A 24,081-nucleotide genomic window follows, 5' to 3' on the forward strand; every position below is an offset into this window, starting at 1 on the left:
ACGCCCGTCCTCGCGCTCAAGGAATGGCAACAGAAGCGACCTGAGTTATTCGTTAAACGCGTTTATGATCAAACGGGACTCGACACCTAACTAGCGCAATATATGTGCTCTCCGGCTTATTATCGGAGCCAAAACTGTACTACTTAGCTGGGGCCGTATGGAGCATGCGGCAGCGCCCACTTTAAAGGGTCAGTGGCAGTCTCTAACGGGCAATCGACTCGTTGCATCGAGAGTCCGATGAGGGAGAACCGAACCGTCGGGCTAGTATAGCATCTTGTCATGCGCAAATAATCACAGACTGTAACCACTGGCTAGAACCGACCTATAGCGGAAATGCGAACACATCGATTGGCGAGTTTAATGTGACTATAAAACGGTTAACATGCGTCCTCTGGACTTATAGGCCAGGGTGATGTTTTTTATCTTGGGCATTTCCGAGTTCCTGCGTCAATATTTTTAGCCTACCAGTTGCAACAACTACTTTCTCGGACTCACCTAGATACCAATCTTTAACCACGCGTAGGCAATCTGCGCCTTCCTTAAGCGCACCGATGTTCGCACTTCCGGTCGAAACCTTGAGTTGGCTCTTGCTGCGAAGATTTGCTTTTGTCCTCATCCATTCGGTTTCAGTCCCGCCAACATACCAGAATGAATGAACAACCGCATTTCGGAATTCCTCCGCAGCCTTTAAAGCATTTCGCGTTACCTTTATGTTGACAATGGGCCAACGCTCATTACATCGCTCCGGATATAGGTCGCACATCAAGTCCACCTTCTGGCCATAGCTCATTGCAGCCGTAACCCGATGCGTGTCGGCTTCGTGTTTCAACTGAAGGAGCGAAGCTAAGACATCCGCCACCCAGTGCTCGACTTGCTGGAATTGAACCACTACTTCGCCTATACCGCGGAAAAGCTCCTCGGTTTCATAATGTAGATTAGTTGATGACATTTAATTTTTCGCCGTGATTGCGTTTTGAATACTCAAGTGCTGCCTGAAGGTCCGCTTGTGGCCAAAAGCGGCCTGGCTGAAGGCAAGTTTACGCGCGAGTTTTTCAGACAGCCAGCAGCAAGTCAAGACATGCCCGAAGCTGCACGCGCGCGCATGCCGTAAGGGACGAGAACCAATTTTTAATCTCGGAGAGATTAAGCATTTAAGACGACAGTCTATCCTGCCTAAAGACCCAAAACCAAAAATGTTGTCTTCATCGCGTTTGATTCCATGCGAGCGCAGCCGCGATCGGTATTTGCGCAACACCTCAGCAGTCACCAAAAGGCAAACTGCCATTCAGTATCTGCACCACATAACCCCGCCACGTGCTTACACATCTGTGGCGCACGGCGGTAGAAAATCAATCTTGCCGACGCGGCCACATCGCAACGGCTCACATTAACACTGGAGGCATACATGAATCAGCAAGCGATTGACACCGTTATCGAACGTCGCGCGCCAGGCAGCCGTGCCGACATTCGGTTCATCAGGTTAAAGGAGGTGATGGCGATCTGCGGGAAGTCGCGCAGCAGCGTCTACGATGCAATCAAGCGGGGCGCTTTCCCAAGACCGGTAAAGCTCCAGGGCCGATCGGCCGCATGGATCAAGAGCGAAGTCGAGCAGTGGGCCGTGCAGTGCATCCGTACCAGCCGCCGAGACAGTAAGCCCTAGCCGGCCGCCCCACTGTCGGGCAATCCCAAGAGACGCCGCAGCACCGCTGCCACTTCCGCCAGGCCCGGCGCTGTGAGCTTGCTTTTCGAAAGGAAGGCTTGCCACTGCTGCTGTTTGATCGGACTCGCCGTAAACGCGTCAGACAGTCCTAGTGGCGCCGCTTTCGGCACCTCGGTCCGCCGGCGAGCAAACGTGGCCCCGATCGCTTGTCGAAGGACAGCCTCATCGACCTGTGCATAGGTCGCCAGAAACCACAGGTCGAAATAATCCTTCAGACGCGTATTGGCCATACCCAGGCTGACGATCGCTTCGTACTTCTCGGCGATCACGGTATAGACGGGATACGCACGCAGCGATGGCGGCGCGACATCCTCCAGCAGCGCCGGGAACTGCACGCGTTCTGCGGCGGGCGTCACGGCATCGCCGTATCCGACATCGATCTGCACCGAGCAGCGCGCACCGTCCAGTGTGCCGACCAGCGTCACGCGCACGCCTTCGTAGTTGGCTTCCTTGCGAATCCGCGCCGCCTGCACGCTGCCCTGGTCGAAGACCATGCCATCGTCGGCCGGCTGGCCACAGACCTGCTGGAAGACCTCGATCAGGTCGTCAATCTCGGAAGACCCGAAGCCGAGCAAGTCGATGTCCCGCGTTGGCCGGTGCGGCTGGTCGAACCACAGGTCGAAAAGAAGCGCGCCCTTCAGCAAGAACTGGTCGGCCCAAGGCGACACGCTCACGCGGTACAGCAGCCGCTCGAGCGAATACCGCGTCAGGATCAGGTTGAAATCGATACGGTCGGCCCTTGCGCGGTTCAGCAGCCGTGCACGCACCGATGCGCCGCGATTGGCCGCCTTCATGCCGCTCCCACCGCTTCCAGGTACGGACGCATGACGTTGGCCACCCTGCATATCTCGGCGTAGCGCCACAGCTCGTCCATCGTCGCGCGCTTGCCGTTCCAGGCTTCGTGCAGGGCTTCGAGCGCGACGTCGAGGCCGATCTTGTTGCGGAACTTGAAGCAGTCGGCCACCGTCTTCGCCACGCTGAACACGCGCACCTGGGCGCCAGCCAGGTCGGCAATCTCGATGCCCTCCGTCATCGCCAGTCCCGACATGCGGACCACCCGTAGCGGTGGATAATCGAAACGCGGCGCCCTGGCCTTGTGCGGGATGGCCAGCCAGACGTCGGATGACTGCTGCGTGGTCAGGTCGTGAAAGCGCAGCGCGGAAAGCAGGCATAGCACCCCGCCTGGGCTCCTTGTCGCCACCTCGGCAAAACTATCGTATTCGGAGGCAGACCGGTCGGGCAAGGTGTGCAGGCCGCGGCCGAGCTTGAGCAGCCGGCCTTCGGCGGTCAGCGAAGCGAGCAGCGCGCGCGATGCACCGGCACTGTCCACATCGCGTGTTCGCAGTATGCCTTTGGATCGGGCAAGCTCAAGAATGCGTTCAGTTTGCGTCATGCAGCCAGTCTACACAAAATGTCGGCACTTATCCATATTTGCCGACATATTGTTCAACACATCGAAAGCTGGCGTGCGTGGGCCGCGTACAGGCTGACGGCGCCGAAGCCGGTGGATTTCAGACGGAGGCAAAGCAGACCGGCCTTTCGGCGGCATTCTCCGGCTCACCGCCCACAGGTTGACAAAACGTCAGCACCGGTCCGGAACGCGGCTGCCCGACCACAGAACCAGGCTCCGCATTACGTCATGACGTAATGGGCCGCCGCCCACGCGCTGCGGATCACGCCATGGCATTGCATGACAGCGGCCGCCAGCGCCATCCCGCCGCCGCATCACGTCAAGCCTCGGGCGCGGCGCCGGCGTGGGGCGCAGCCCCTGCCCTGGCCCGCATGGGCTGTGACTGGAAATACGCGCTCCACTCCGGCGAGTCGAGCGCCATCGTCGCCAGGACCTTGTCGTCCTCCGCCAGCACGAGCCGTTCAAGGAATTCGTGTTGCGTGCTGCCGTGGCGCCTGGCCAGTCTGGCCAGGGCCAGGGCGCAACCGGTGCTGAGCCACAGGCTGAGCCACAGGCTGACCCGCTTCTGCCCGTCGTTCTCGCCGCATGCCTGGCGCGCCCGATACGCCGCCTGCCGTTCCGCCGTCGTCTTCGCTGTGCTCATGGCCCGCCCCGATTCAAAGGAAAAGATAGTCCGTTAGAGCGTAACGGACCGCCATGGCGAAGCGTTTGATCGTGGTCGCGCGCTCACGATTCACCTCCCCACCCACCGGCATGGAGCGCGAACGGGGCATCAACGCCTGGGCGCCGCATCGACTGCGCAGTAGTCGGCCCACGCCTGCATCAGGACCACACGCTTGTCGAACAGATCCCCGCGCCGGTATGCCGCCTCCACCTTGTCGGGCAGCTTGTGCGCCAGCGCGTGCTCGCACACCTCGCGTGGGAAGGCGTTGTTCTCCCACTCCGCACACCAGTCGCGGAAGGTCGAACGAAAGCCGTGAACGGTGATGTCGGTGCGCCCCATTCGCCGCAGGACGGCCGTCAGGCTCATGTCGGACAGCGTGGTCTTCGTGTCCCGCCCCGGAAAAGCAAAGCGCCCACGGCTCTCGAGCGCGCAGGAGGGCGATCGCGCTCGTCGACAGCGGCACGCGGTGCTCCTTGCCTGCCTTCATGCGCTCGGCGGGGATGGCCCACAGCTTCGCGTCGAGGTCGAATTCATCCCAGGTCGCCCCGCGCACTTCGCCCGAACGGCACGCCGTCAGGATCGCGAACTCGATCGCGCGCGCCGAGACGCCTTCGCGCTGGCGCAGCTGCGTCATGAAGCCGCCCACTTCACGCCACGGCAGCGCGGGATGGTTCTTCACCGGCGCGATCTTGTTCGGGTTGGCGAGCAGGTTCTCCAGGTGCCCGCGCCAGCGCGCGGGATTCACGTCATGACGTAATTTGCGCGTGGCCGCCCAGTCCAGGACGCTCTCGATGCGTCCGCGCAGGCGCGTGGCCGTTTCGGTCTTGGTCTTCCAGATGGGCGCGAGCACCTTCACCAGCAGGTCCGTATCGACGTCGGCCACCGGCAGCGACCCGATGACAGGGCTGGCATACATGGCCAGCGTGGTCTTCCACTGCGCCGCATGCTTGGCGCTCTTCCAGCTGCCGCGATGCGCGTCGATGTACGATGCGGCGCATTCGCCGAAGCTCACGCGCTTGGCCTGGCGCTGCACGTGTTCGGCGCGGGCCTTGTCGCGCTCTTCCAGCGGGTCGCGCTTATCCAGCAGAACCAGGCGGCATGCGCGCGCCTTGTCGCGCGCCAGCGCCAGGTCGACGGTGATGCAGGTCCCAAGCCCCATCTCGCGGCGCCGGCCGGCCAGGTCATAACGGAAGATCCAGCTCTTCGAACCGCTCCGCGACACCTGCAGCCATAAGCCGCCGCCATCGCCGTACAGGCCTGGCCGCATCACCGCGCGCACCTTGATCGCGGAGAGCTTGTTGATCGTGTAGCTCATTGGTGTACCCACCTTTCGACCACATTCTTCACTCTCAAACCTACCCACCGCCCTACCCACTCTCAAGAGCGGGATGCAGGTAAATTCTAGTGGACGTCGATGGACCCTGATTTTGACATTTCTCCTATGAGGAGACGAAAAAAAGCCCCAACTTGTGGGGCTCTTGTTCAGTATGCTTGGCGGAAGCGGTGAGATTCGAACTCACGAACGGGTTCCCCCGTCGGCAGTTTTCAAGACTGCTGCCTTCAACCACTCGGCCACGCTTCCCTAGGGAACCGGCATTATACATAAATCATCTAGGCTGGTCAGGTTAGGTTGTTCACACGTCGCGGTGACGCAAACCACCTTGGGCTCACGCTTTCGCGGGAACGACGTGCGGACGTTAGTGGTTAAAGCGGACGAAGCCGGCCTGCACAGGCGCGCAGCTCACCCAATCAACAACCAGTTATCCCGCAAACACCGCTCGAACTCATACGCCGGTAACGGCGCCGCATACAGATACCCCTGCACCTCGTCGCACCCCGCCTCGCGCAGGAACTCCAGCTGATCCAGCGTCTCCACCCCTTCCGCAATCACGCGTAGACAAAGCTGCCGCGCCATGCTGACAATGGTCCCCGCAATCGCGCAATCGCTCGCATCCCTCGGAATCCCGGTGGTGAACGACCGATCGATCTTGAGGGTCTGGATCGGGAAGCGCTTCAGGTACGACAAGCTCGAATACCCCGTCCCGAAATCATCCAGCGACAACGACACCCCCAGCGCCGTGATCCGGTCCATGATCGCCGTCACGCGCTCGAAGTCGTGCATCAGCGTGCTCTCAGTGATCTCCAGCTCCAGCCACGACGGATCGAGCTGATAGCGTCGCAAGGTATCGGCCACCCGCGAAGGCAGCGACGGCGTAAACTCCCGCGCCGACACGTTCACCGCCAGCCGGAACGGCGAAATCCCGGATCTCTGCCAGATCGCCGCCTGCGCGCAGGCCTGCTCCAGCACCCACTCGCCCACCTGCACGATCAGGCCCGTGGTCTCGGCCAGCGGAATGAATTCCGACGGCGGCACGATGCCGCGCTGCGGATGCACCCAGCGCACCAGGGCCTCGGCGCCGACGATGCGTCCGCTGGCGATCTCGAACTTGGGCTGGTAATACAGGATCAGCTCACCGTTGCCCAGCGCATGGCGCAGGCCCGATTCGATGCGCATGCGCTCCTGCATGCCCTTGTTCATGTCCTGGCTGTAGAAGGCGACGCTGCGGTCCGGATTGGCATCGGCCCGCTTGGCGCGCTCCATCGCGATGTCGGCCAGGCCGAGCAGGGTCTCGGCATCGTTGCCGTCTTGCGGATACACGCTGATGCCGATGCTGGCGCCCACGCGCAGGTCGTGGCCGGCGATGAAGAATGGCGCGTCGAGTGAAGCCTGCAGCTTTTGCGCCACCGTGGTGGCCTCAAAGTGCTGGCGGATGTCCGACAGGCCCACGGCGAATTCGTCGCCCGACAGGCGCGCCACCACGTCCTCGTCGCGCAGGGCATCCTTGAAGCGCTGCGCGACCTGGCGCAGCAGCTCGTCGCCGATGCGGCGGCCGAGCGTGTCGTTGATGCGCTTGAAGCGGTTCAGGTCCACGAACAGCACGCTGCCGGCCGTCTCGTTGCGCTGCGAGACCGCCAGCGCCTGGTCGACCAGGCGCGCGAACAGCGTGCGGTTCGGCAGGCCGGTCAGCTCGTCGTAATAGGCCAGGTGGTGCAGCTGTTCCTCGGCCTGCTTGCGTTCGGTGATGTCGGTGAGATAGGCGATCAAGCCGGTCGGCCGCTCGGCCAGGTCGCGCAGCGGAGACAGCGACAGGCTGGCCCAGAACACCTCGCCCGATTTTTTCCGGCGCCGCACTTCCATCATGCGCCCGCCCTGCTCCGCGAACAGGTCGGGCTGCATGTCGTCGCCACCGTCTTCGTCGGCGTACAGGAACAGGATGTTGCGCCCTACCGCTTCCAGCGCGGTATAGCCGAACAGCTGCTCGGCGCCGCGGTTCCAGCTGGTGATGTAACCCATCTGGTCCATCGTCAGCACCGATTCGTGGATCTGGTCGAGGATCTGCGACTGGTGCGCCAGCTGCGCCTCCATCTGCGCATAGGCGTGGGTGGAGCGCTGCGCCAGCGCGTGCATCTGCAGCAGGCTGGCCGTCAGCTGGGCCAGCGCCGCCAGCTTGCGCTCGGTCTCGGGACAGTAGCCGTCGCCGCCGCTCACTTCGTACCAGCCGAACTGCTCGATACCGGCCGCCACCGCGTGACGCAGGATGCGCGCGCCTGCTTCATTCGGCTCGATCAGGCCGGCGCCCGGCACGAAGCGCCCCTCCAGGCTGCCCGTAAGCTGCGCCGCCAGGCGGCCCAGCTCCAGGGTCAGGGCGTCGCCGCGCAGGCGGAGGATGGCGTCGCAGACGGCGGTCGTGCCGCCGACGAAGTCGAAGGAATCCAGTTCGCGCAGGTCAGACATTCCGGCCCACCTGGATCGCCCAGTGCCAGGCGTGCAGCTGGCTGTGCCACCAGGCGGCCGGGCTCACGCCCGCCTCCTCCAGCAGCGACTCATCCGGATGGGTCTCGGTCAGCCGCAGCCAGGCGCCGAGCCGGCCGCGCCGGTCGACCAGGGCGCCGGCGACGTCGTCCGGCAGATACAGGTCGGCCGCGATCGCCGCCATCGGCATGTGCAGCAGGCGGTCGAGCAGCGAGAACACGCCGGTCATGAAGGCCAGGTCTTGCGCGTCGCGATCGCCGCCCGCTTCGCGGCTCAAGGCTTCCAGCTGCGCTGCGCGGCGTGCCGCCAGCAGCAGCAGCAGGTTCGGCAAGCCGTCCGGCTGCTGGCGCGCGTACAGCAGCAACTGCAGCCAGCGCTGCAGCTGGCGCCGGCCGAGCACCGTGATCGCATGGGAGAAACTGGTGATCTGGGTATTCACCGCGAAGGCCGCCGAGTTCACCAGCTTGAGCAGGTGGTAGGCCAGCGCCGGATCCTGCCTGATCTGGTCTTCCAGCTCGCGCGATTCGGCGTCGCGCGCCAACAGGCCCAGCAGGGTCAGGATGCGGCGGCGCGAGCTGCCGTCGTCGTCCTTCGATGGCGCCGCGTCAGGATCGATGGGATAGTCGCCGCTGAACCAGTCGAAGCCCGCGTTCTCGCATTCTGAAAAGCGGCGCGCGCCGTCGACGCCGTGCGCCAGGTGCGGTCCGAACAGCGCGACCAGGCGGCCGGGCGGCAGCGCAGTGTCGCGATGGGCGCGGCAGTCGCGCGCCGCCGAGCGCAGCGCCGGCGGCGCCTTCGCGCCCTCGGGGATGTCGCCGTCGAGCCAGACGCGATAGCCGTAGGCGTGCAGCTCGGCCAGCTGGCGCGCGGCGCTGCCGGACGCCAACGCCTCGGCCTTGATGACCAGGCCGACGCGGTTGGCCGGCAACAGCGCCAGCACCGGCACCGTCAGGGCCTCGGGGCCATCCAGGTGCAGCAGGCAGTCGAGCGGCGCGATCGCCGTGAGCAGTTCTGCGCCCGCGAACACAGCTTGCAGGCGTTGCGCCAGGTCGGCGCCGGGCGCCAGCCGCAGGCTGAGCGCCACCCATTCGTTCTGCGCATTGGCGACCGGGTCGATTGCTACCAGCGGAATATGTCCCTGCTCGGCCATGTAATGTTTCTCAATAATATTCAGTCAATCTTATTGCACCGAATACTTTAAAGCAACAGCAATGTTTCCCGGTGGATATTGGGAGTTCACTCTCAGTTACTGCCGGCGCGCTGGACCGCAAAACGGATCAGTTCCGCCTGCCCTTCGATGCCGAGTTTGCGCTTGATATTCAAGCGGTGGGTCTCGACCGTGCGCACCGATAGATCGAGGTCGCGCGCGATCTGCTTGTTCGACTGGCCGGCCGCGATATGCTTGAGCACTTCGTGCTCGCGCGCCGTCAGCTGGTCGCTCGGGGTGGCCGGATTGGCAAGCTGGCGCGCCAGCGCGGCGCTGTAGTAGATGCCGCCGCCCATCACGGTCTCGATGGCCAGCACGATGTCCTTGCCCGGCGCGTCCTTGAGCACATAGCCGCGCGCGCCGGCCGCCATGGCCTGGCTGACGTATTCGGGCTTGTCGTGCATCGACAACATCAGCACCGCGATGCCGGGATAGCGCGCGGTGAGCTGGTGCGTGGCCTCGATGCCGCTCCCGCCGCGCATGTTCACGTCCATCAGCACCAGGTCGGGATGGAATTCACCGGCCCGCGCCAGGGCTTCCTCGCCCGAGCCGGCTTCGGCCACCACGGTCAGGTGCGGCGCCGACTCGAGCCGCGCACGCAGGCCGTCGCGCACCAGCGGGTGGTCGTCGACCAACAGGATTTTTACCTCATTTGCTTTATCGCTTGCTTCACCACTCACTGCCTTGCTCCTTCAAATCGATGCTGGCCACCACCCGGGTGCCCGTGGACGACGACGCGATCGAGAACCGTCCGCCGATCGCCTCCATGCGCTCCATCATATTCCTTAGCCCGATGCCGCGCTTGGGATGCACGGCCACGCCGTCCATGTCGAAGCCCACGCCGTCGTCGGCGATGCACAGGCTGACGATGTCGCCCACCCGCTCGAGCACCATCTCGATATGGCGCGCCTGGGCGTGGCGCTCGACGTTGGTCAGCGCTTCCTGCGCGATGCGGAACAGCACCGTGCCCACGATCTCGGGCAGCGCGTCCACCGCTCCGGCCGCGCGGAAGCGCACCGGCGCGCCCGCGTGCTCGCCGAATTCGCTCGCCAGGTGATCCAGCGCCGGCGCCAGGCCCATATCGTCCAGCAGGGTCGGGCGCAGGTCGTGCGAGATGCGGCGCACCTCGCCCAGCAGCGTTTTCACCTGCTCGACGGTGCGCTCCAGCCCCGCGCGGCCCTGCTCGCGCCGCGCTTCGTCGCCATCGATGCGGATGATGCCGGCCTCCAGCTGCAGCTTGACCGAGACCAGCGCCTGGCTGATCCCGTCGTGCAGGTCGCGCGACAGGCGCGCGCGTTCTTCTTCCTGCGATTCCACCACGCGCTGGGCCAGCGCTTTGAGCTTGGCGTCGGCCACCCGGCCCTCGCTGATGTTCAGTGCCAGGCCGCCGCCGGCCACGCCCACCGCCGCCACCGTGGCCAGTACCGCCATCCACAGCAGCGTCTCTTCGATATTGCGCGACTGCTGGGCATCGACCAGCGCCAGCGCCGATTCGACGTCGTCGAGGTAGATGCCGGTGCCCATCACCCAGTTCCAGTGCGCGATCGGCACCACGTAACCCAGCTTGGGCGCCGGCCTGTTGCTCGAGGGCTTGGCCCAGGTGTAACGCAAAAAGCCGCCGCCCCCACCCGCCAGTGCGATCAGGCGCTGGATGGTCGGCGCGCCGGTCGAGTCGCGCCACTCCCACATATCGGTGCCGACCAGCTCCGGCTGGCGCGGGTGCATCAGGTTCTTGCCGCGGGTGTCGTAGACGAAGAAGTAGCCGTCCTCGCCGTAGCTCAGGCTCGACAGGATGCGGATCGCTTCCTGCTGGGTGGCCGGGTCGCTGTCGCCGGTGCGGGTGAGGTGCGCGATCGAGCGCGTCGCCAGCTCGACGTAGTGGCGCAGCTCGGCCTCCTTGCTCGCCAGGTAGGCGCGCTGGATGGTGGCGCGCTGCTCGGCCGCCAGGGTCACGCCCTGCTGACGCACGTAGAGTGCGATCGCGCACAGCGCCACCACCAGTGGCACGACGGCCAGCACGATCACTTTTTGCCTCAGCCGCATATGCCTTCCGCATGGTTTGATTCGAAGCCATGCATTCTACGTCCGATGGCAGGGGCAGATCTACGTAGCATTACGTAGGGCCTGCGTAATCATGCGCTTGCGGTACTGACAATAGTGCAAGATACTCAACGGCATGCTGTAAATAATGGCGTCGGCACGTACTGGCGCAAAAAGCATCAATCCACTTCGGAGGAGTCACCCATGAAACGTCTCTCGAGCATGCTCGGATGGATCGCCTTGTCCATCCTGGGCGCGTTCTCGCTCGGCTACATCGCGCTCAAGCGCGGTGAAACCATCAACGCCATCTGGATCGTCGCCGCCGCCGGCTGCGTCTACCTGATCGCCTACCGCTTCTACTCGCTGTTCATCGCCACCAAGGTGATGGGGCTCGACCCCACGCGCCAGACCCCGGCCTACAAGTTCAACGATGGCCTCGACTACGTCCCGACGAATAAGAACGTCCTGTTCGGCCATCACTTCGCCGCGATCGCCGGCGCCGGCCCGCTGGTCGGCCCCGTGCTGGCGGCGCAGATGGGCTACCTGCCCGGCATGATGTGGATCCTGGCCGGCGTCGTGTTCGCCGGCGCGGTGCAGGATTTCATGGTGCTGTTCATGTCGACCCGCCGCGACGGCCGCTCGCTCGGTGACCTGATCAAATCCGAGATGGGCGAGATCCCCGGCCTGATCGCGCTGCTCGGCACCTTCATGATCATGGTGATCATTCTCGCCGTGCTGGCGCTGATCGTCGTGAAGGCGCTCACCGGTTCGCCGTGGGGCACCTTCACCGTGATGGCGACCGTCCCGATTGCGCTGTTCATGGGGATTTATTCGCGCTACGTGCGGGTCGGCCGCATCGGCGAGATCTCGCTGATCGGCTTCGTCCTGCTCATGCTCGCCATCATCGGCGGCCAGTGGGTGCACGATTCGCCGACCTGGGGCCCGATGTTCACCTTCACCGGCACCGAACTGACCTGGATGCTGATCGGCTACGGCTTCGTGGCGGCGGTGATTCCCGTGTGGCTGCTGCTGGCGCCGCGCGACTATCTCTCCACCTTCCTCAAGATCGGCACCATCCTGGGCCTGGCGATCGGCATCATCGTGGTCGCACCAGACCTCAAGATGCCGGCCATGACCAAGTTCATCGACGGCAGCGGCCCTGTATGGTCCGGCAATATCTTCCCCTTCCTGTTCATCACGATCGCCTGCGGCGCCGTGTCGGGCTTCCACGCGCTGATCTCGTCCGGCACCACGCCCAAGATGCTCGAGAATGAAACCCAGGCGCGTTTCATCGGCTACGGCGGCATGCTGATGGAAAGCTTCGTCGCCATCATGGCGCTGATCGCCGCCTCGACCATCGACCCGGGCATCTACTTCGCCATGAACAGCCCGGCCGCGCTGCTGGGCACCACCGCGCAGTCGGCGGCGCAGGCAGTCTCGCAGATGGGCTTCGTGATCACGCCGGAAGCGCTGGAGCAGATGGCGCGCAACGTCGGCGAGCACACCATCATCTCGCGCGCCGGCGGCGCACCGACGCTGGCGGTCGGCATGGCCGAGATCCTGTCGAACCTGGTGGGCGGCCCGGCCATGATGGCCTTCTGGTACCACTTCGCGATCCTGTTCGAGGCTTTGTTCATCCTGACCGCGGTCGATGCCGGCACCCGCGCCGGCCGCTTCATGCTGCAGGATCTGCTGGGCGCCTTCAACCCAGCGCTCAAGCGCACCGACTCGCTGCCGGCCAACCTGCTGGCCACCGGCCTGTGCGTCGCGGCCTGGGGTTATTTCCTGTACCAGGGCGTGGTCGATCCGCTGGGCGGCATCAATACCCTGTGGCCGCTGTTCGGTATCGCCAACCAGATGCTGGCCGGGATCGCGCTGATGCTGGGCACCTGCGTGCTGTTCAAGATGAAACGCGCCAAGTACGCCTGGGTCACCATCATGCCGACCCTGTGGCTGCTGGCCTGCACCCTGACCGCCGGCTGGCAGAAGATCTTCCACGACGATCCGCGCATCGGCTTCGTGGCGCACGCCAACAAGTACCAGGCGGCGCACGACGCGGGCGAGATCCTGGCCCCGGCCAAGTCGATCCTCGACATGGAGCGCATCATCTTCAACGACTACGTCAACGCCAGCCTGGCCGGCTTCTTCATGTTCGTCGTGCTGGCGGTGCTCTACTACGGCATCCGCACGGTGATGGATGCGCGCCGCGCGAATGGGCCGACCGCGAAGGAGTCGCCGTACGTCGCCATGCCTGCCCCACAGGTGCAGTGATGTTCGGCACCCTGAAACAGGCCGGCAACTACCTCGGGCAGAGCCTGCGGCTGATGGTCGGCCTGCCCGAGTACGACACCTACCTGGCGCATATGGAACGTACCCATCCGGATAAACCGGCGATGACGTACGAGGAATTCTTCCGCGAGCGCCAGGAGGCGCGGTATGGGGGAAGCCGGGCGTCGTGCTGCTGACAGGCGGCATAGACTGATCCGACAAGGGGCGCCGCGTGCGCCCTTTTTTTGCGCCCGTCGATGCTTATTGCGACATGGAATTGTTCCCTTTGCCACATTTGCGGATTCGCAAAGCTGTCACCTCCCCTAGTGCGTATATTTTTTTCCTGCGGGTTCTTGCCCGCTAGGAGGATCTGCACCGTTGCCGGATCCGCTGCGCTGTGCCGTTTGCGGGAACCACGATGCAGAATTTCGAGCGCTCGAGCCTGAACCGGAAGCTGAACATCCTCTCGCTGCTCTCGACGGCGACCGCACTGCTGTTCGTGTTCTGCGCCTTCGCCGTCACTTCCATCATCAACCACCGCCAGGCCGAAAACCTGCAACTGGCGGCCTTCGCGCGCGTGATCGGCGCGGCCACGTCGGGCGACCTGATGCTGGTCGACCGGCGCCAGGCCGGCGCCACGCTGGCGGCGCTGGAAGCGCAGCAGCACATCTCGGCGGCGGTACTGTACGACCGCTTCGGCCGCTCACTGGCCGAGTACCGCGCGCCGTCGCGCCTGGGCGCCGAACTGCCCTCGCTCGACGATCTCGCGCTCGACACCCTGAACGACGCCAACCGCGCCGGCCGCTTCCTGCTGTCGCGCCACATGCGCGTGGTGCAGGAGGTGCGCCATGGCGAACTGGCGGTCGGCGCGGTCATGATCGAGGCCGACCTGCTGCCGATGTGGCTCGAGATCCTGGCCAGCATGGTCGTGATCGGGCTGGCGATGGGGGCCGCGCTGCTGGTCTCGCTGGGGCTGGCGCGGCCGCTCAAGCGCAGTATCGCCGAGCCGATCGCCAGGCTGATCCAGGCCGCGCAGAAGGTCTCGGCCAGCCAGAACTACGCCCTGCGCGTGCAACACAAGCGCAGCGATGAACTGGGCGTGCTGATCGACAGCTTCAACACCATGCTGGCCCAGATCGAGGACCGCGGGGCCGCCCTGCTGCACCACCGCGACGAACTGGAACGCCAGGTCGGCGTGCGCACCGAGCAGCTGGAAAAGGCCAAGAACGCGGCCGAAGCGGCCAGCCGCGCCAAGAGCGGCTTCCTGGCCACCATGAGCCACGAGATCCGCACCCCGATGAACGGGGTGCTGGGCATGACCGAGATGCTGCTCGCCACCGAGCTGACCGAGGCCCAGCGCAGCTACACCCAGCTGGTCAAGCGCTCGGGCGAGCACCTCTTGGTGATCATCAACGACATCCTCGACTTCTCGAAGATCGAGGCCGGCAAGCTGACCATCGAATACATCAATTTCAACCTGTGGGACCTGCTGGACGACATCCACAACGTCTACACCCCGCAGGCGGCGGCCAAGGGTTTGGGCTGCGACTTCGACATCGCCAACGACATCCCGGTGGCGATCTGCGGCGACCCGAACCGGCTGCGCCAGATCATGGCCAACCTGATCGGCAATGCGATCAAGTTCACCACCGAGGGCCGCATCATGGCGCGGGTGCGGGTGGCCGGCGAGGACGCGCAGCGGGTGGCGCTGCGCTTCGAAGTGCACGACACCGGCATCGGCATCTCGCGCGACGCGCGCGCGCGCATCTTCAACGCCTTCTCGCAGGCCGACGATTCCACCACCCGCAAGTACGGCGGCACCGGCCTGGGGCTGGCCATCTCGAAGCAGCTGGTCGAACTCATGAAGGGCACGATCGGCGTCGAGAACGCCCCCAGGCAAGGCTCGATCTTCTGGTTCACGCTCAGCTTCGACAAGCGCCGCGTCGACCCCGATGCACCGGGCCACCGCCAGCACACGCTGGACGGCCTGCGGGTGCTGGTGGTGGACGAACAGGAGGCCAGCCGCAAGGAACTGGTACAGCAGCTGGAAGCCTGGCGCGCGGACTGCGAGGGCGTGGGCAGCGCGGCGGCCGCCTTCGAGCACCTTGTGAGCGCGGCGCGCGCCGGCCGCCCCTATGACGCAGCGGTGCTCGACATGGAACTGACCCAGACCAGCGGCCTGGCGCTGGCGGCCTCGGTGCGCGCCGAGCCGTTAGCCCGTTCGACCCACATTGTCTTGCTCAGCCCCGAGAAGCTGGCCGCCGATCCGGTCCAGCGGCGCGAGGCCGGCGTGGCCTACCAGCTGGTCAAGCCGGCGCGCGCGGCCGACCTGTATGCCTGCCTGACGGCGCGCGCGGCGCGCTTGCATCATCCGGCCGGCGCCGCCATTGCCGCTGCGGCGCCGTACGACGCTCCCCGGTCGGCGCCGACGCCGCTCCAGCAGCCGGCGCGGCGCGCGCGGCGCGTGCTGCTGGCCGAGGACAATCCGGTCAACGTCGAAGTGGCCAGGGCCATGCTGGAAGGCCTGGGCCTGGAAACCCATTGCGCCACCAACGGCCAGGAAGCGCTGCATGCGGTGCACGAAGGCGGCTGGGATGCGGTGCTGATGGACTGCCAGATGCCGGTGATGGACGGCTTCGCGGCCACTGGAGAGATCCGGCGCCACGAGCGCGAGATGGGCCGCGCGCGTACCCTGCCCGTGATCGCGATCACCGCCAACGCGCTGCAGGGCGACCGCGAAGCCTGTCTCGCGGCCGGCATGGACGATTACCTGTCCAAGCCTTTCACCCAGCAGCAGCTGGCAGCGGTGATCGGGCGCTGGGTCGCGCTGCCGGTACTGGCCGAGCGCCACCATGACGACGAACCGGAGCTGGCGGTCGCCTTTTCGCCGCCTGCGCCGCCTGCCCCCCCACCGCCTCCCCCACCGCCAGCGCCGCCGCAGGGCGACCCGATCGACCGCGCCGCCCTCGACAATATCCGCGCGCTGAGCCGCGACGCCGGCGACGCCCTGGTGCAGAAAGTGATCAATGCCTACGTCGGCGACACCCCGCGCCACCTGCAGGCGCTGCGCCAGGCAGTGAGCACGGACGATGCCGAGAGCCTGCGCCGCATCGCCCACGGCCTCAAGTCGGCCAGCGCCAACATCGGCGCGGGCCGCCTGGCCGCGACGTGCCGCGATCTCGAACAGCTCGGCCGCGGCGGCAGCGTCGACGGCGCCGCGCCGCTGCTGGCCGACATGGAGCGCGAATTCCAGTCGGTGCGCCAGTCGCTCCACGCCATGCTTGAAAAGGAATCCTGACATGCCAGCCTTTGCCTCCAACCAGCGCGGGACGGTGCTCGTCGCCGACGACGATCCCGTCATGCGCCTCCTGATGCTCGAAATGCTGGCCCAGGTCGGGATGGAAGGCATCGAGGCCGGCGACGGCCTGGAAGCGGTCGATCTGGCGCGCGCGCGCATGCCCGACCTGATCCTGATGGACGTCGACATGCCGCGCATGGACGGCTTCACGGCCTGCCGCACGATCCGCGCGGCCGAGAAGGACGGCGCCTGCGTCCCGATCGTCATGGTCACCGGCAGCGACGACGTCGAGGCCGTGACCCAGGCCTACGAGGTCGGCGCCACTGACTTCGTCTCCAAGCCGATCAACTGGCCGATCCTCGGCCACCGCGTGCTGTACGTGCTGCGCGCCAGCGACGCCATCGCCCGCCTGCGCATCGCCGACGCCCAGAACCGTGCCGTGCTCGAAGCCATCCCAGACACCTTCTTTCGCCTGAACAGTGACGGCTTCTATCTCGACTACGAGCCCGGCCAGGAGCGCCCCGGCCAGTCGTGTCCGGGACGCGCGGCGGGCGCGCCCCCGACCAGCGCGCGCTTCATCGGCAAGCACCTGTCCGACACGCTGCCGCCCGAGATCGCGGCGCGCATGCTGGAGAAGGTGAAGACCGTGCTCGCCAGCCAGCAGGTGCGCTCGGTCGAGTACGAGCTGATCGAATGCGGCGACGTGCTGCACTTCGAGGCGCGGCTGGTGGCCACCAGTCCGTCCGAAGTGCTGGGACTGGTGCGCGACATCAGCGAACGCAAGCGCGCCGAGGAACAGATCCGGCGCCTGGCCTATTGCGACGGCCTGACCGGCATCCCCAACCGGCAAGCCTTTCTCGAGACGCTGGAGCGCGAGCTGCAGCGCGCCAAGATGGGCAACAAGAAGTTCGCGGTGCTGTTCATGGACCTCGACGCCTTCAAGCGCATCAACGACACGCTGGGCCACAACGCCGGCGACCAGCTGCTCAAGATGGTGTCGGAGCGGCTGCGCGAGACCACCCGTCCCAGCGACCTGGTCTCGCGCGGCGAGGGCGCAGAGCGCGATGCCGCCAGCCTGGCGCGCCTGGGCGGCGACGAGTTCACCATCCTGATTCCCGACCTGGAACGGGTCGAGCATGCGCTGAACGTCGCCACCCGCGTCAAGGAAGCGATGCGGCGGCCCTTCCTGATCGAGGGCAACGAGATCTTCGTCACGGCCAGCATCGGCATCTCGCTGTTCCCCGAGGATGGCGACGATTGCGGCTCGCTGCTGAAATTCGCCGACACCGCGATGTATCATGCCAAGAACTGCGGCAAGAACAACGCCAAGCTGTACAGCTCTTCGCTGACGATGCAGATCATGAGCCACGTGAAGCTCGAGGTGGGCCTGCGCCGCGCGCTGCAGAACGACGAGCTGTACCTGGTTTATCAACCGCAGCGGGCCGTAGCAACGTCCGAGATCGTGGGCGTCGAGGCGCTGGTGCGCTGGCGCCATCCCGAGCGCGGGCTGGTGCCGCCGACCGAGTTCATCCCGCTGGCCGAGGAAACCGGCCTGATCGTCCCGATCGGCGAATGGGTGCTGCGCACCGCCTGCCGCCAGGCCCGCGCCTGGCAACGCCTGACGCGGCGCCTGCTGCGCATCGCGGTCAACCTGTCGGCCAAGCAGTTCAAGGACGAGAACCTGTCGCAGATCGTGCTGTCGGCCCTGACCGAGACCGGGCTCGAACCGCGCCTGCTGGAACTGGAGCTGACCGAAGGCACCCTGATGGACGATGCGCGCGCCACGCTGGTCACGCTCGAGCAGCTGCGCGGCATCGGCGTGCACTTGTCGATCGACGACTTCGGCACGGGGTACTCATCGATGAATTACCTGAAGCGCTTCGACGTGCGAGCCCTCAAGATCGACCGCAGCTTCATCGCCGGCCTGCCCCAGGATTCGGAAAACGCGGCCATCACGCGCGCCATCATCGCCATGGCCCACGGCCTCAAGATGGTGGTAGTGGCCGAGGGCGTCGAGACAGGCGAGCAGCTGCTGCTGCTCGAGGAGCTGGGCTGCGACATGGTGCAAGGCTACTACCTCGGCCATCCCTCGAGCGCCGAGAAGATCACCGAGATGCTGCAGCATGCGCAGCAGGCATTGCCGGCCAAGTAGTGGTGGCCAGAATCCATACCGCCAGCCCGCACCGCCAGCACGTCGTTCCCGCGCAGGCGGGAACCTAAGCTTGCTCGCCTCCAGGCTGCGTTTGATGTAAGTGGCAACGGTACGGACTTAGGTTCCCGCCTTCGCGGGAACGACGTGTTGGGGCTGACAAAAGAGATACGCCGGCCGTGCGTTCACGGCACGAAGCGCAACGTATGCTTCACCGCCCCCGGCAACAACGGCGCCGGCTTGCCCTCGACCCAGGCCGCGTGGTCCAGCATGAAGAACGGCGACAGCGGATGCCCGCTCTGCCCGCCCGGCATATTGTATAGACCCTCCTCTTCACGCCCCGGCGACACGGTCAGCCGCTCCGACTGGCCGAACTTCGGGCCGGCCACGCGCGGCATGTGGGCGTCGCCCGCCAGCGGCTGGCCTGGCGCGGCGAGCCAGGGGCGCAGCGCGGGCACGGCCATGCTGATCGGATGCGCGATGTCGGCGGTGTTGCGCCGGCCCCAGGTGGCCTCGGCCAGCGGCGTGCCGGCGTCGACCAGGGCCGCGATGGCGCGGTCCACCGCCGCCAGCTCCAGGTCGCGCCACGAGGCGTGGCCTGCCGGCAGCCAGCCCGGCGGCCGTTCATCCAGCAGGCGCGCCGCCACCGCCGGCCAGCGCATGCTGGCCGCGGCCGCGCTGGCCTTCGGATCGATCTCCTTCAGCGCCGCATTGACACCGCCGTACAGCAGGTCGTGCACGGCCCACATGAAGTCGCGCCCCAGGCGATAGCCGATCGACTCCACGCTGGCGCGCCCGCTCCAGCTGGTCTCGAGCAGGCGCCGGAACTCGGCGCGCTGCGGGTGGCCGGCGAGCGCCTGCGCATCGAGCGCGGCCAGGGCGCGCTGGCGCCACTGGCCGACCAGGATCGCGCGGTCGTCCAGGGCGCCGTCGAAGGCGCGGCGCACGTCGACCTTGTCGCCCATGGCCTGCAAGCCTTCATGCAACTGGCGGTTGCGCTGCCCCAGGTCGTAGCCGCCATCGCCCAGCAGCGCGTATCCGGCGCCCGATAGCTGGCGGCTGTTGGCGGTCGTGATCTGGCCATCGGCGGGATTCAGGATGCGCGGGTAATCGGCGTAGGGCAGCGCCTCGCTCCAGGTTTGCGCCGCGCTGCCGGCGGAAAGCGGAAAGCCGGCTGCAAGGCCGGCCGCCTGAGCCTCTGCGGCGCGACGCGGCAGCAGGCCGGCGATGGTCCAGCCGATGTTCCCCTGCACGTCGCCGGCGACGAAGTTCTGGGCCGGGATGCCGTTGCTCGCGGCTGCGGCCAGCGCTTGCTCGACGTTGGCCACCGTCTCGAGCTTCAGGTGATTCATATTGAGCGCGGCCGGATCGTGGGCGATCCAGTGCAGCGCATAGCTGCGCCCTGCCACCTCGCGGATCGGGCCGAGCGAGGTCTCGCGCACGACCATGCGCTCGGCCGCGGCGCCTTTCACGGCGATCGCCTCGACGTGCTCGCGCGGCGTCTCCCAGCCGCCCGGCAGGCCGACCTGGCCTGGACGGCCCGGGTCGAGCTGCAGTTCGACCAGGTCGAGCGAATCGGCATAGCTGTTGGTGAAGGCCCAGGCCACCTGGCCATTGCTGCCGACGATGACGGACGGCGGCGCCCCGGGCAGGCTGACGCCGGCCAGGCGGCGTTGCCCGCCAGGTGCGCCCGGATCGGGAAAGCGCAGCGCGAGGCGGTACCAGATATTCGGCAGCCGCAGGCCCAGGTGCATATCGTCGGCCACGATGGCAGCGCCAGTGCTGCTGCGGCCACCGGCCAGCGCATAGTTGTTGCTGCCGACCGAATCGGTGACGTCCAGGCCGGCCAGCTTGACCGGCGCGCCGGGTGCCTCCGGCGCGGCGCCCCACCAGGCCGGGGCCTGCGGCGGCAACGGGCTTTGCGCCTTCGCCTCGCCCTGGTCGAGCGTCGCATCGAAAGCGGTCGCCTCGGGCAGCAGGAACGCCAGCTGCGCCTCGTCGCTGTGCGCGCGCAGCCAGCCGCGCGCCAGTTCGCGCGCCTCCTGGGCGCCTTGCAGGTCGATGTACATGGCCCATACCACCAGCAGCGAATCGGGCGCCGTCCACGGCCGCGGCGCCACGCCGGTCAGCGCGTATTCGAAGGGCCGCGCGCCGAGCGCGCCCAAGCCCTCGTTGACGCCTTGCGCGTAGCGTTCCAGCAGCGCGCGTTCCGGCGCCGGCAGGCGCGCCAGCGTGTCCAGCGCGCGGGCGCGGAAGCGGTGCAATCTGTGCGTGCGGTCGGGGGGCAGCGCCGCCGCGCCGAACAGCTCGGCCAGCTCGCCGGCCGCCGTGCGGCGCAGCAAATCCATCTGGAAGAAGCGCTCCTGGCCATGCACGAAGCCGGTCGCATAGGCGACGTCGAGCCGGCTGGCGCCGCTGATCAGGGGCACCCCGCCGGCGTCGCGCTCGACCCTGACTTCGCCCGCCAGGCCGGCCACCCGGCGCTCGCCGTCGAGCTGGGCCAGGCTGGCGCGCAGGAATAGCCAGGTGGCCAGGGCCGCCAGCAGCACGAGCGCCAGCAGCGCCCCGGCCCCGCGCAGGGTCCAGGTCTTCCATCGGGACTTGCCCAAGGGTTTGTCCATACGTCGCGTCTCCTTGTTTTGGGGGCGTATCTTGCCAGAAAATCCACGCCCGATGCGGTTTGGCGCGAGAAAATACCCCGTCGCACGTCGTATTACGGGCGCATCCGTTACGCCTGCGGCGCCGTAGCTGCAGATGTCGTTGAAGGCGGACACATCCGTCCCCATATCCGATAATGAGGTAGGTGGAGAAATCTCACTATTCGTTGGCCATCCCACACGCGGTGCGTGGCGACGATGCTATTCTGGAATCATGCCGCGCGATGCGGCGGGAGGAACTGTCATGCAAAACGTCACCAAGGGCGCAAGAATGCCAGCCATCGTGCGCACGTCCGCCGTCATCGGCCTGGCCCTGCTGGCCGCGGCCTGTTCCACGCCGCAAGAAAAATCGGCGCGCGCGCAGGCCGAGATGGCGGAACTCATGAATATCTACGGCCCGGCATGCACCCAGCTCGGCTATGGCGCGAACACCGATCCCTGGCGTGAATGCGTGCTGCACCTGGGCACGCGCGAGGAATTGCAGCGCATGGGCAATGGCGCCGGCGCATATGGCGCCTGGGGCCCACGCTATCGCGGCGGCTACTGGGGCCCTTACTGGTAAGAGCCGGCCCCGGCGTAGGATTGTTCGTCGAGCGCGCGGCCGGGGGTCGCGCAGCCCGGCTTTACGCAGCCCGCTGCATCCTTCGGCAGCAGCTTGCAATAGTGCATCAGCAACCCGTCAAACACCGCCTCCCAGGCGAATGACGATTCGACCTTGCGCCGCGCATTGGCGCCAAGCGCCGCCAGGTCGCTGGCAGCCGCATGCCTGATCGCCTCGGCCAGGCTGTCGGGGCAATTGGGCCGCGCCAGCACGCCCGTACTGTCGTCGACCAGTTCGGCCAGGCCGCCGGCGCCAGCCGCCACCACCGGCAGGCCGCAGCCCATCGCCTCGAGCACGATCAAGCCAAAAGTTTCGCAATCGCCCGGGTGCACCAGCAAGTCACAGCTGGCCAGCAGGCGCGCCAACGCGCGCTGGTCGCGCTGGAACGGCAGGCGGCTGATCCGGGCGCCCTTCGGGACCTCGAACGCCGCCTCGCCGGGCCCGACCATCAGCAAGTGGAAGCCTCGGCCGAGCCGGCCCATCGCCGCCAGCAGTACATCCAGTTTCTTGTCGGCCGTGAAGCGTCCGGCATATACCAGCAGGCATGCCCCGGGCGCCACGTCCAGTTCGGCGCGCACGGCGGCGTCGCGCCGATCGGGATGGAAGATAGTGCAATCGATGCCGAGCGGCTGGTGCAGCGCGCCCCGCACCCCCATCGCATGGAGTTGCGCGACCATCAGCCGGCTCGGCGCCAGCACCAGGTCGAACTGGCCGTACAGCTGCGCCAGGTAGCGCCGGGTGAGCTGGGCGGCATGCAGGCCGAAACGATTCTCGACCAGGCGCGGCAAATCGGAATGGTAGAAGGCCACGACCGGGATGCGCAACCGGTCGCGGGCGCGCAGCGCGGCCCAGGCGCAATGGCCGGCGTCGCCCACTTCGACCAGGTCGGGCCGCAGGCGGCGCAGGCGGCGGGCGATGGCGGCCACCGACAGCGGCATTCGGTAGCCGTGGAAGCCGGGCAAGGCCAGGCTGGGGACGCGCAGGCATGCCGACGTGGCGCGCATGGCACGCGCGGTGTCTGGCCCCACATCGCGGTTCGGACTCAGGATCGTGTGCCGCGCACGGCCCTGACGCGCCAGCCACGCCGACTTGGCGTTCAGGTAGGTGCTGACGCCACCACCCTCGGCGGCATAGAACATCGTAAGGTCGACGAGATGCATGGCCGGCTCGCAGAAAAATCCACGATAGCAGCGGCCCGGCAAGCAGGCTTGCGCGCACGCAGGGCGTGCGCCGGTGATCAGGATCGACCGGGCTTAGCGGAAAAAGACGGCGAACATCACGCGCTGCGGCGGTCGAGCATGGCGCGCGCGATCGTGCCGGCGTCGACGTACTCGAGCTCCCCACCCACCGGCACGCCGCGCGCCAGGCGGCTGACCTTCAGGCCGCGCGCCTTGAGCATTTCGCTGATGTAGTGGGCAGTGGCTTCGCCCTCGTTGGTGAAATTGGTCGCCAGCACCACTTCGCCGACAAGGCCATCAGTGGCGCGGTTGACGAGCTTGTCCAGGGCGATGTCGCGCGGGCCGATGCCGTCCAGCGGCGACAGCCGGCCCATCAGCACGAAGTACAGGCCGCGCCAGGTGAGCGTCTGCTCGATCATGATCTGGTCGGCCGGGGTCTCGACCACGCACAGCAGGGTGTGGTCGCGCTCCGGGTCGGCGCACAGCTCGCAAATTTCAATGTCCGAGAAGGTATTGCACTTGGCGCAGTGATGCACCGTGTCAACCGCCTGGTAGAGCGCGCGCGACAGTTGCGCGGCGCCCTCGCGGTCGTGCTGCAGCAGATGGAATGCCATGCGCTGGGCCGACTTGGGGCCCACGCCCGGCAAGCGGCGCAGCGATTCGATGAGAAATTCGAGCGAGGTCGACATGTGGGGCGTCCCGCCGGCAAGGCGCCGGCCGGGACTGCTTTCAATGGATCAGAAAGGCATCTTGAAGCCAGGCGGCAGGCCCGGCATACCGGCGGTCAGGCCGCTCATCTTCTCGGCGGCGGTCGCCTCGGCCTTGCGCACGGCGTCGTTGAACGCGGCCGCAACCAGGTCTTCCAGCATGTCGCGGTCGTCGCCCAGCAGCGACGGGTCGATGGTGACGCGCTTGACGTCGTTCTTGCAGGTCATGACGACCTTCACCAGGCCGGCGCCCGACTGGCCTTCGACTTCGACCAGGGCCAGCTGCTCCTGCGCCTTCTTCATATTGTCCTGCATGGCTTGCGCCTGTTTCATCAAGCCTGCGAGCTGGTTTTTCATCATGGTGGGT

The 24,081-nt window shown here is 66.3% G+C and carries 19 protein-coding genes and 1 tRNA gene; 6 read left to right on the forward strand and 14 right to left on the reverse strand.

The window, feature by feature from the left end:
• Positions 1–397: 397 nt before the first annotated feature.
• Positions 398–949, reverse strand: coding sequence for a hypothetical protein (locus tag FVD38_RS02695; RefSeq protein ID WP_147933427.1), 552 nt, complete (start codon positions 947–949; stop codon positions 398–400).
• Between the two features lie 456 nt (positions 950–1,405).
• On the opposite strand from FVD38_RS02695, the gene FVD38_RS02700 reads away from it, so the two are divergent.
• A complete protein-coding gene (locus FVD38_RS02700; RefSeq protein WP_147933428.1) occupies positions 1,406–1,660 on the forward strand; it encodes a helix-turn-helix transcriptional regulator in 255 nt (84 codons plus the stop codon).
• On the opposite strand, the gene FVD38_RS02705 is transcribed toward FVD38_RS02700, so the two are convergent.
• The 9 genes from FVD38_RS02705 to FVD38_RS02745 all read right to left on the reverse strand — a co-directional run bounded on the left by FVD38_RS02705 (position 1,657) and on the right by FVD38_RS02745 (position 10,859).
• Positions 1,657–2,514: a nucleotidyl transferase AbiEii/AbiGii toxin family protein gene (locus tag FVD38_RS02705; protein WP_147933429.1), complete on the reverse strand. Its 858-nt coding sequence runs from the start codon at positions 2,512–2,514 to the stop codon at positions 1,657–1,659. The genes FVD38_RS02700 and FVD38_RS02705 overlap by 4 nt on opposite strands.
• Positions 2,511–3,113 carry a type IV toxin-antitoxin system AbiEi family antitoxin domain-containing protein gene (locus FVD38_RS02710; RefSeq protein WP_147933430.1) on the reverse strand — a complete coding sequence of 201 codons (603 nt, stop codon included), beginning with the start codon at positions 3,111–3,113 and terminating at the stop codon, positions 2,511–2,513. The genes FVD38_RS02705 and FVD38_RS02710 overlap by 4 nt, the downstream gene beginning before the upstream one ends.
• A gap of 337 nt (positions 3,114–3,450) precedes the next feature.
• The gene (locus FVD38_RS26615) at positions 3,451–3,774 is read right to left on the reverse strand and encodes a hypothetical protein (protein ID WP_222706879.1); all 324 of its coding nucleotides are present in this window, start codon (positions 3,772–3,774) and stop codon (positions 3,451–3,453) included.
• Between the two features lie 13 nt (positions 3,775–3,787).
• On the reverse strand, positions 3,788–5,110 hold the full coding sequence (locus FVD38_RS02720) for a tyrosine-type recombinase/integrase (protein ID WP_308616325.1): 1,323 nt from the start codon (positions 5,108–5,110) through the stop codon (positions 3,788–3,790).
• A gap of 177 nt (positions 5,111–5,287) precedes the next feature.
• Positions 5,288–5,377: transfer RNA gene (locus FVD38_RS02725), tRNA-Ser, on the reverse strand.
• 159 nt (positions 5,378–5,536) lie between these two features.
• The gene (locus FVD38_RS02730; RefSeq protein WP_147933431.1) at positions 5,537–7,591 is read right to left on the reverse strand and encodes a putative bifunctional diguanylate cyclase/phosphodiesterase; all 2,055 of its coding nucleotides are present in this window, start codon (positions 7,589–7,591) and stop codon (positions 5,537–5,539) included.
• Positions 7,584–8,759, reverse strand: coding sequence for an HDOD domain-containing protein (locus FVD38_RS02735; protein ID WP_147933432.1), 1,176 nt, complete (start codon positions 8,757–8,759; stop codon positions 7,584–7,586). Before FVD38_RS02735 ends, FVD38_RS02730 begins: the two co-directional genes overlap by 8 nt.
• Positions 8,760–8,851: 92 nt before the next feature.
• Positions 8,852–9,496 (reverse strand): response regulator transcription factor, encoded by a 645-nt coding sequence (locus tag FVD38_RS02740; RefSeq protein ID WP_123070575.1) that lies wholly within the window; start codon positions 9,494–9,496, stop codon positions 8,852–8,854.
• Complete coding sequence (locus tag FVD38_RS02745) at positions 9,486–10,859, reverse strand: cache domain-containing protein (RefSeq protein WP_123070580.1); 1,374 nt, start codon at positions 10,857–10,859, stop codon at positions 9,486–9,488. The genes FVD38_RS02740 and FVD38_RS02745 overlap by 11 nt, the downstream gene beginning before the upstream one ends.
• 201 nt (positions 10,860–11,060) lie before the next feature.
• On the opposite strand from FVD38_RS02745, the gene FVD38_RS02750 reads away from it, so the two are divergent.
• The 4 genes from FVD38_RS02750 (at position 11,061) to FVD38_RS02765 (ending at position 18,574) form a co-directional block, all read left to right on the forward strand.
• A complete protein-coding gene (locus tag FVD38_RS02750) occupies positions 11,061–13,127 on the forward strand; it encodes a carbon starvation CstA family protein (RefSeq protein ID WP_147933433.1) in 2,067 nt (688 codons plus the stop codon).
• Positions 13,127–13,321: a YbdD/YjiX family protein gene (locus tag FVD38_RS02755; RefSeq protein WP_123070577.1), complete on the forward strand. Its 195-nt coding sequence runs from the start codon at positions 13,127–13,129 to the stop codon at positions 13,319–13,321. The genes FVD38_RS02750 and FVD38_RS02755 overlap by 1 nt, the downstream gene beginning before the upstream one ends.
• A 221-nt stretch (positions 13,322–13,542) precedes the next feature.
• Entirely contained in the window at positions 13,543–16,422 is a 2,880-nt protein-coding gene (locus FVD38_RS02760; RefSeq protein WP_147933434.1) for a hybrid sensor histidine kinase/response regulator, read from the forward strand.
• Between the two features lies 1 nt (position 16,423).
• A complete protein-coding gene (locus FVD38_RS02765; RefSeq protein ID WP_147933435.1) occupies positions 16,424–18,574 on the forward strand; it encodes a putative bifunctional diguanylate cyclase/phosphodiesterase in 2,151 nt (716 codons plus the stop codon).
• 182 nt (positions 18,575–18,756) lie between these two features.
• On the opposite strand, the gene FVD38_RS02770 is transcribed toward FVD38_RS02765, so the two are convergent.
• Positions 18,757–21,192, reverse strand: coding sequence for a penicillin acylase family protein (locus FVD38_RS02770; RefSeq protein WP_147933436.1), 2,436 nt, complete (start codon positions 21,190–21,192; stop codon positions 18,757–18,759).
• Positions 21,193–21,472: 280 nt separating this feature from the next.
• Between FVD38_RS02770 and FVD38_RS02775 the strand changes: the two genes are divergently transcribed.
• The gene (locus tag FVD38_RS02775; protein WP_123068664.1) at positions 21,473–21,790 is read left to right on the forward strand and encodes a hypothetical protein; all 318 of its coding nucleotides are present in this window, start codon (positions 21,473–21,475) and stop codon (positions 21,788–21,790) included.
• Here FVD38_RS02775 and FVD38_RS02780 read toward each other — a convergent pair.
• The 3 genes from FVD38_RS02780 to FVD38_RS02790 all read right to left on the reverse strand — a co-directional run bounded on the left by FVD38_RS02780 (position 21,781) and on the right by FVD38_RS02790 (position 24,074).
• On the reverse strand, positions 21,781–22,989 hold the full coding sequence (locus FVD38_RS02780; protein ID WP_147933437.1) for a glycosyltransferase: 1,209 nt from the start codon (positions 22,987–22,989) through the stop codon (positions 21,781–21,783). The two genes, FVD38_RS02775 and FVD38_RS02780, sit on opposite strands and share 10 nt — an antisense overlap.
• A 116-nt stretch (positions 22,990–23,105) precedes the next feature.
• Positions 23,106–23,696: a recombination mediator RecR gene (recR, locus tag FVD38_RS02785; protein ID WP_147933438.1), complete on the reverse strand. Its 591-nt coding sequence runs from the start codon at positions 23,694–23,696 to the stop codon at positions 23,106–23,108.
• A gap of 48 nt (positions 23,697–23,744) precedes the next feature.
• Complete coding sequence (locus FVD38_RS02790) at positions 23,745–24,074, reverse strand: YbaB/EbfC family nucleoid-associated protein (RefSeq protein ID WP_123068667.1); 330 nt, start codon at positions 24,072–24,074, stop codon at positions 23,745–23,747.
• Positions 24,075–24,081: the final 7 nt, after the last annotated feature.

Source organism: Massilia arenae (genome assembly GCF_008014745.1).
GTDB classification, from domain to species: Bacteria; Pseudomonadota; Gammaproteobacteria; order Burkholderiales; family Burkholderiaceae_D; genus Telluria; species Telluria arenae.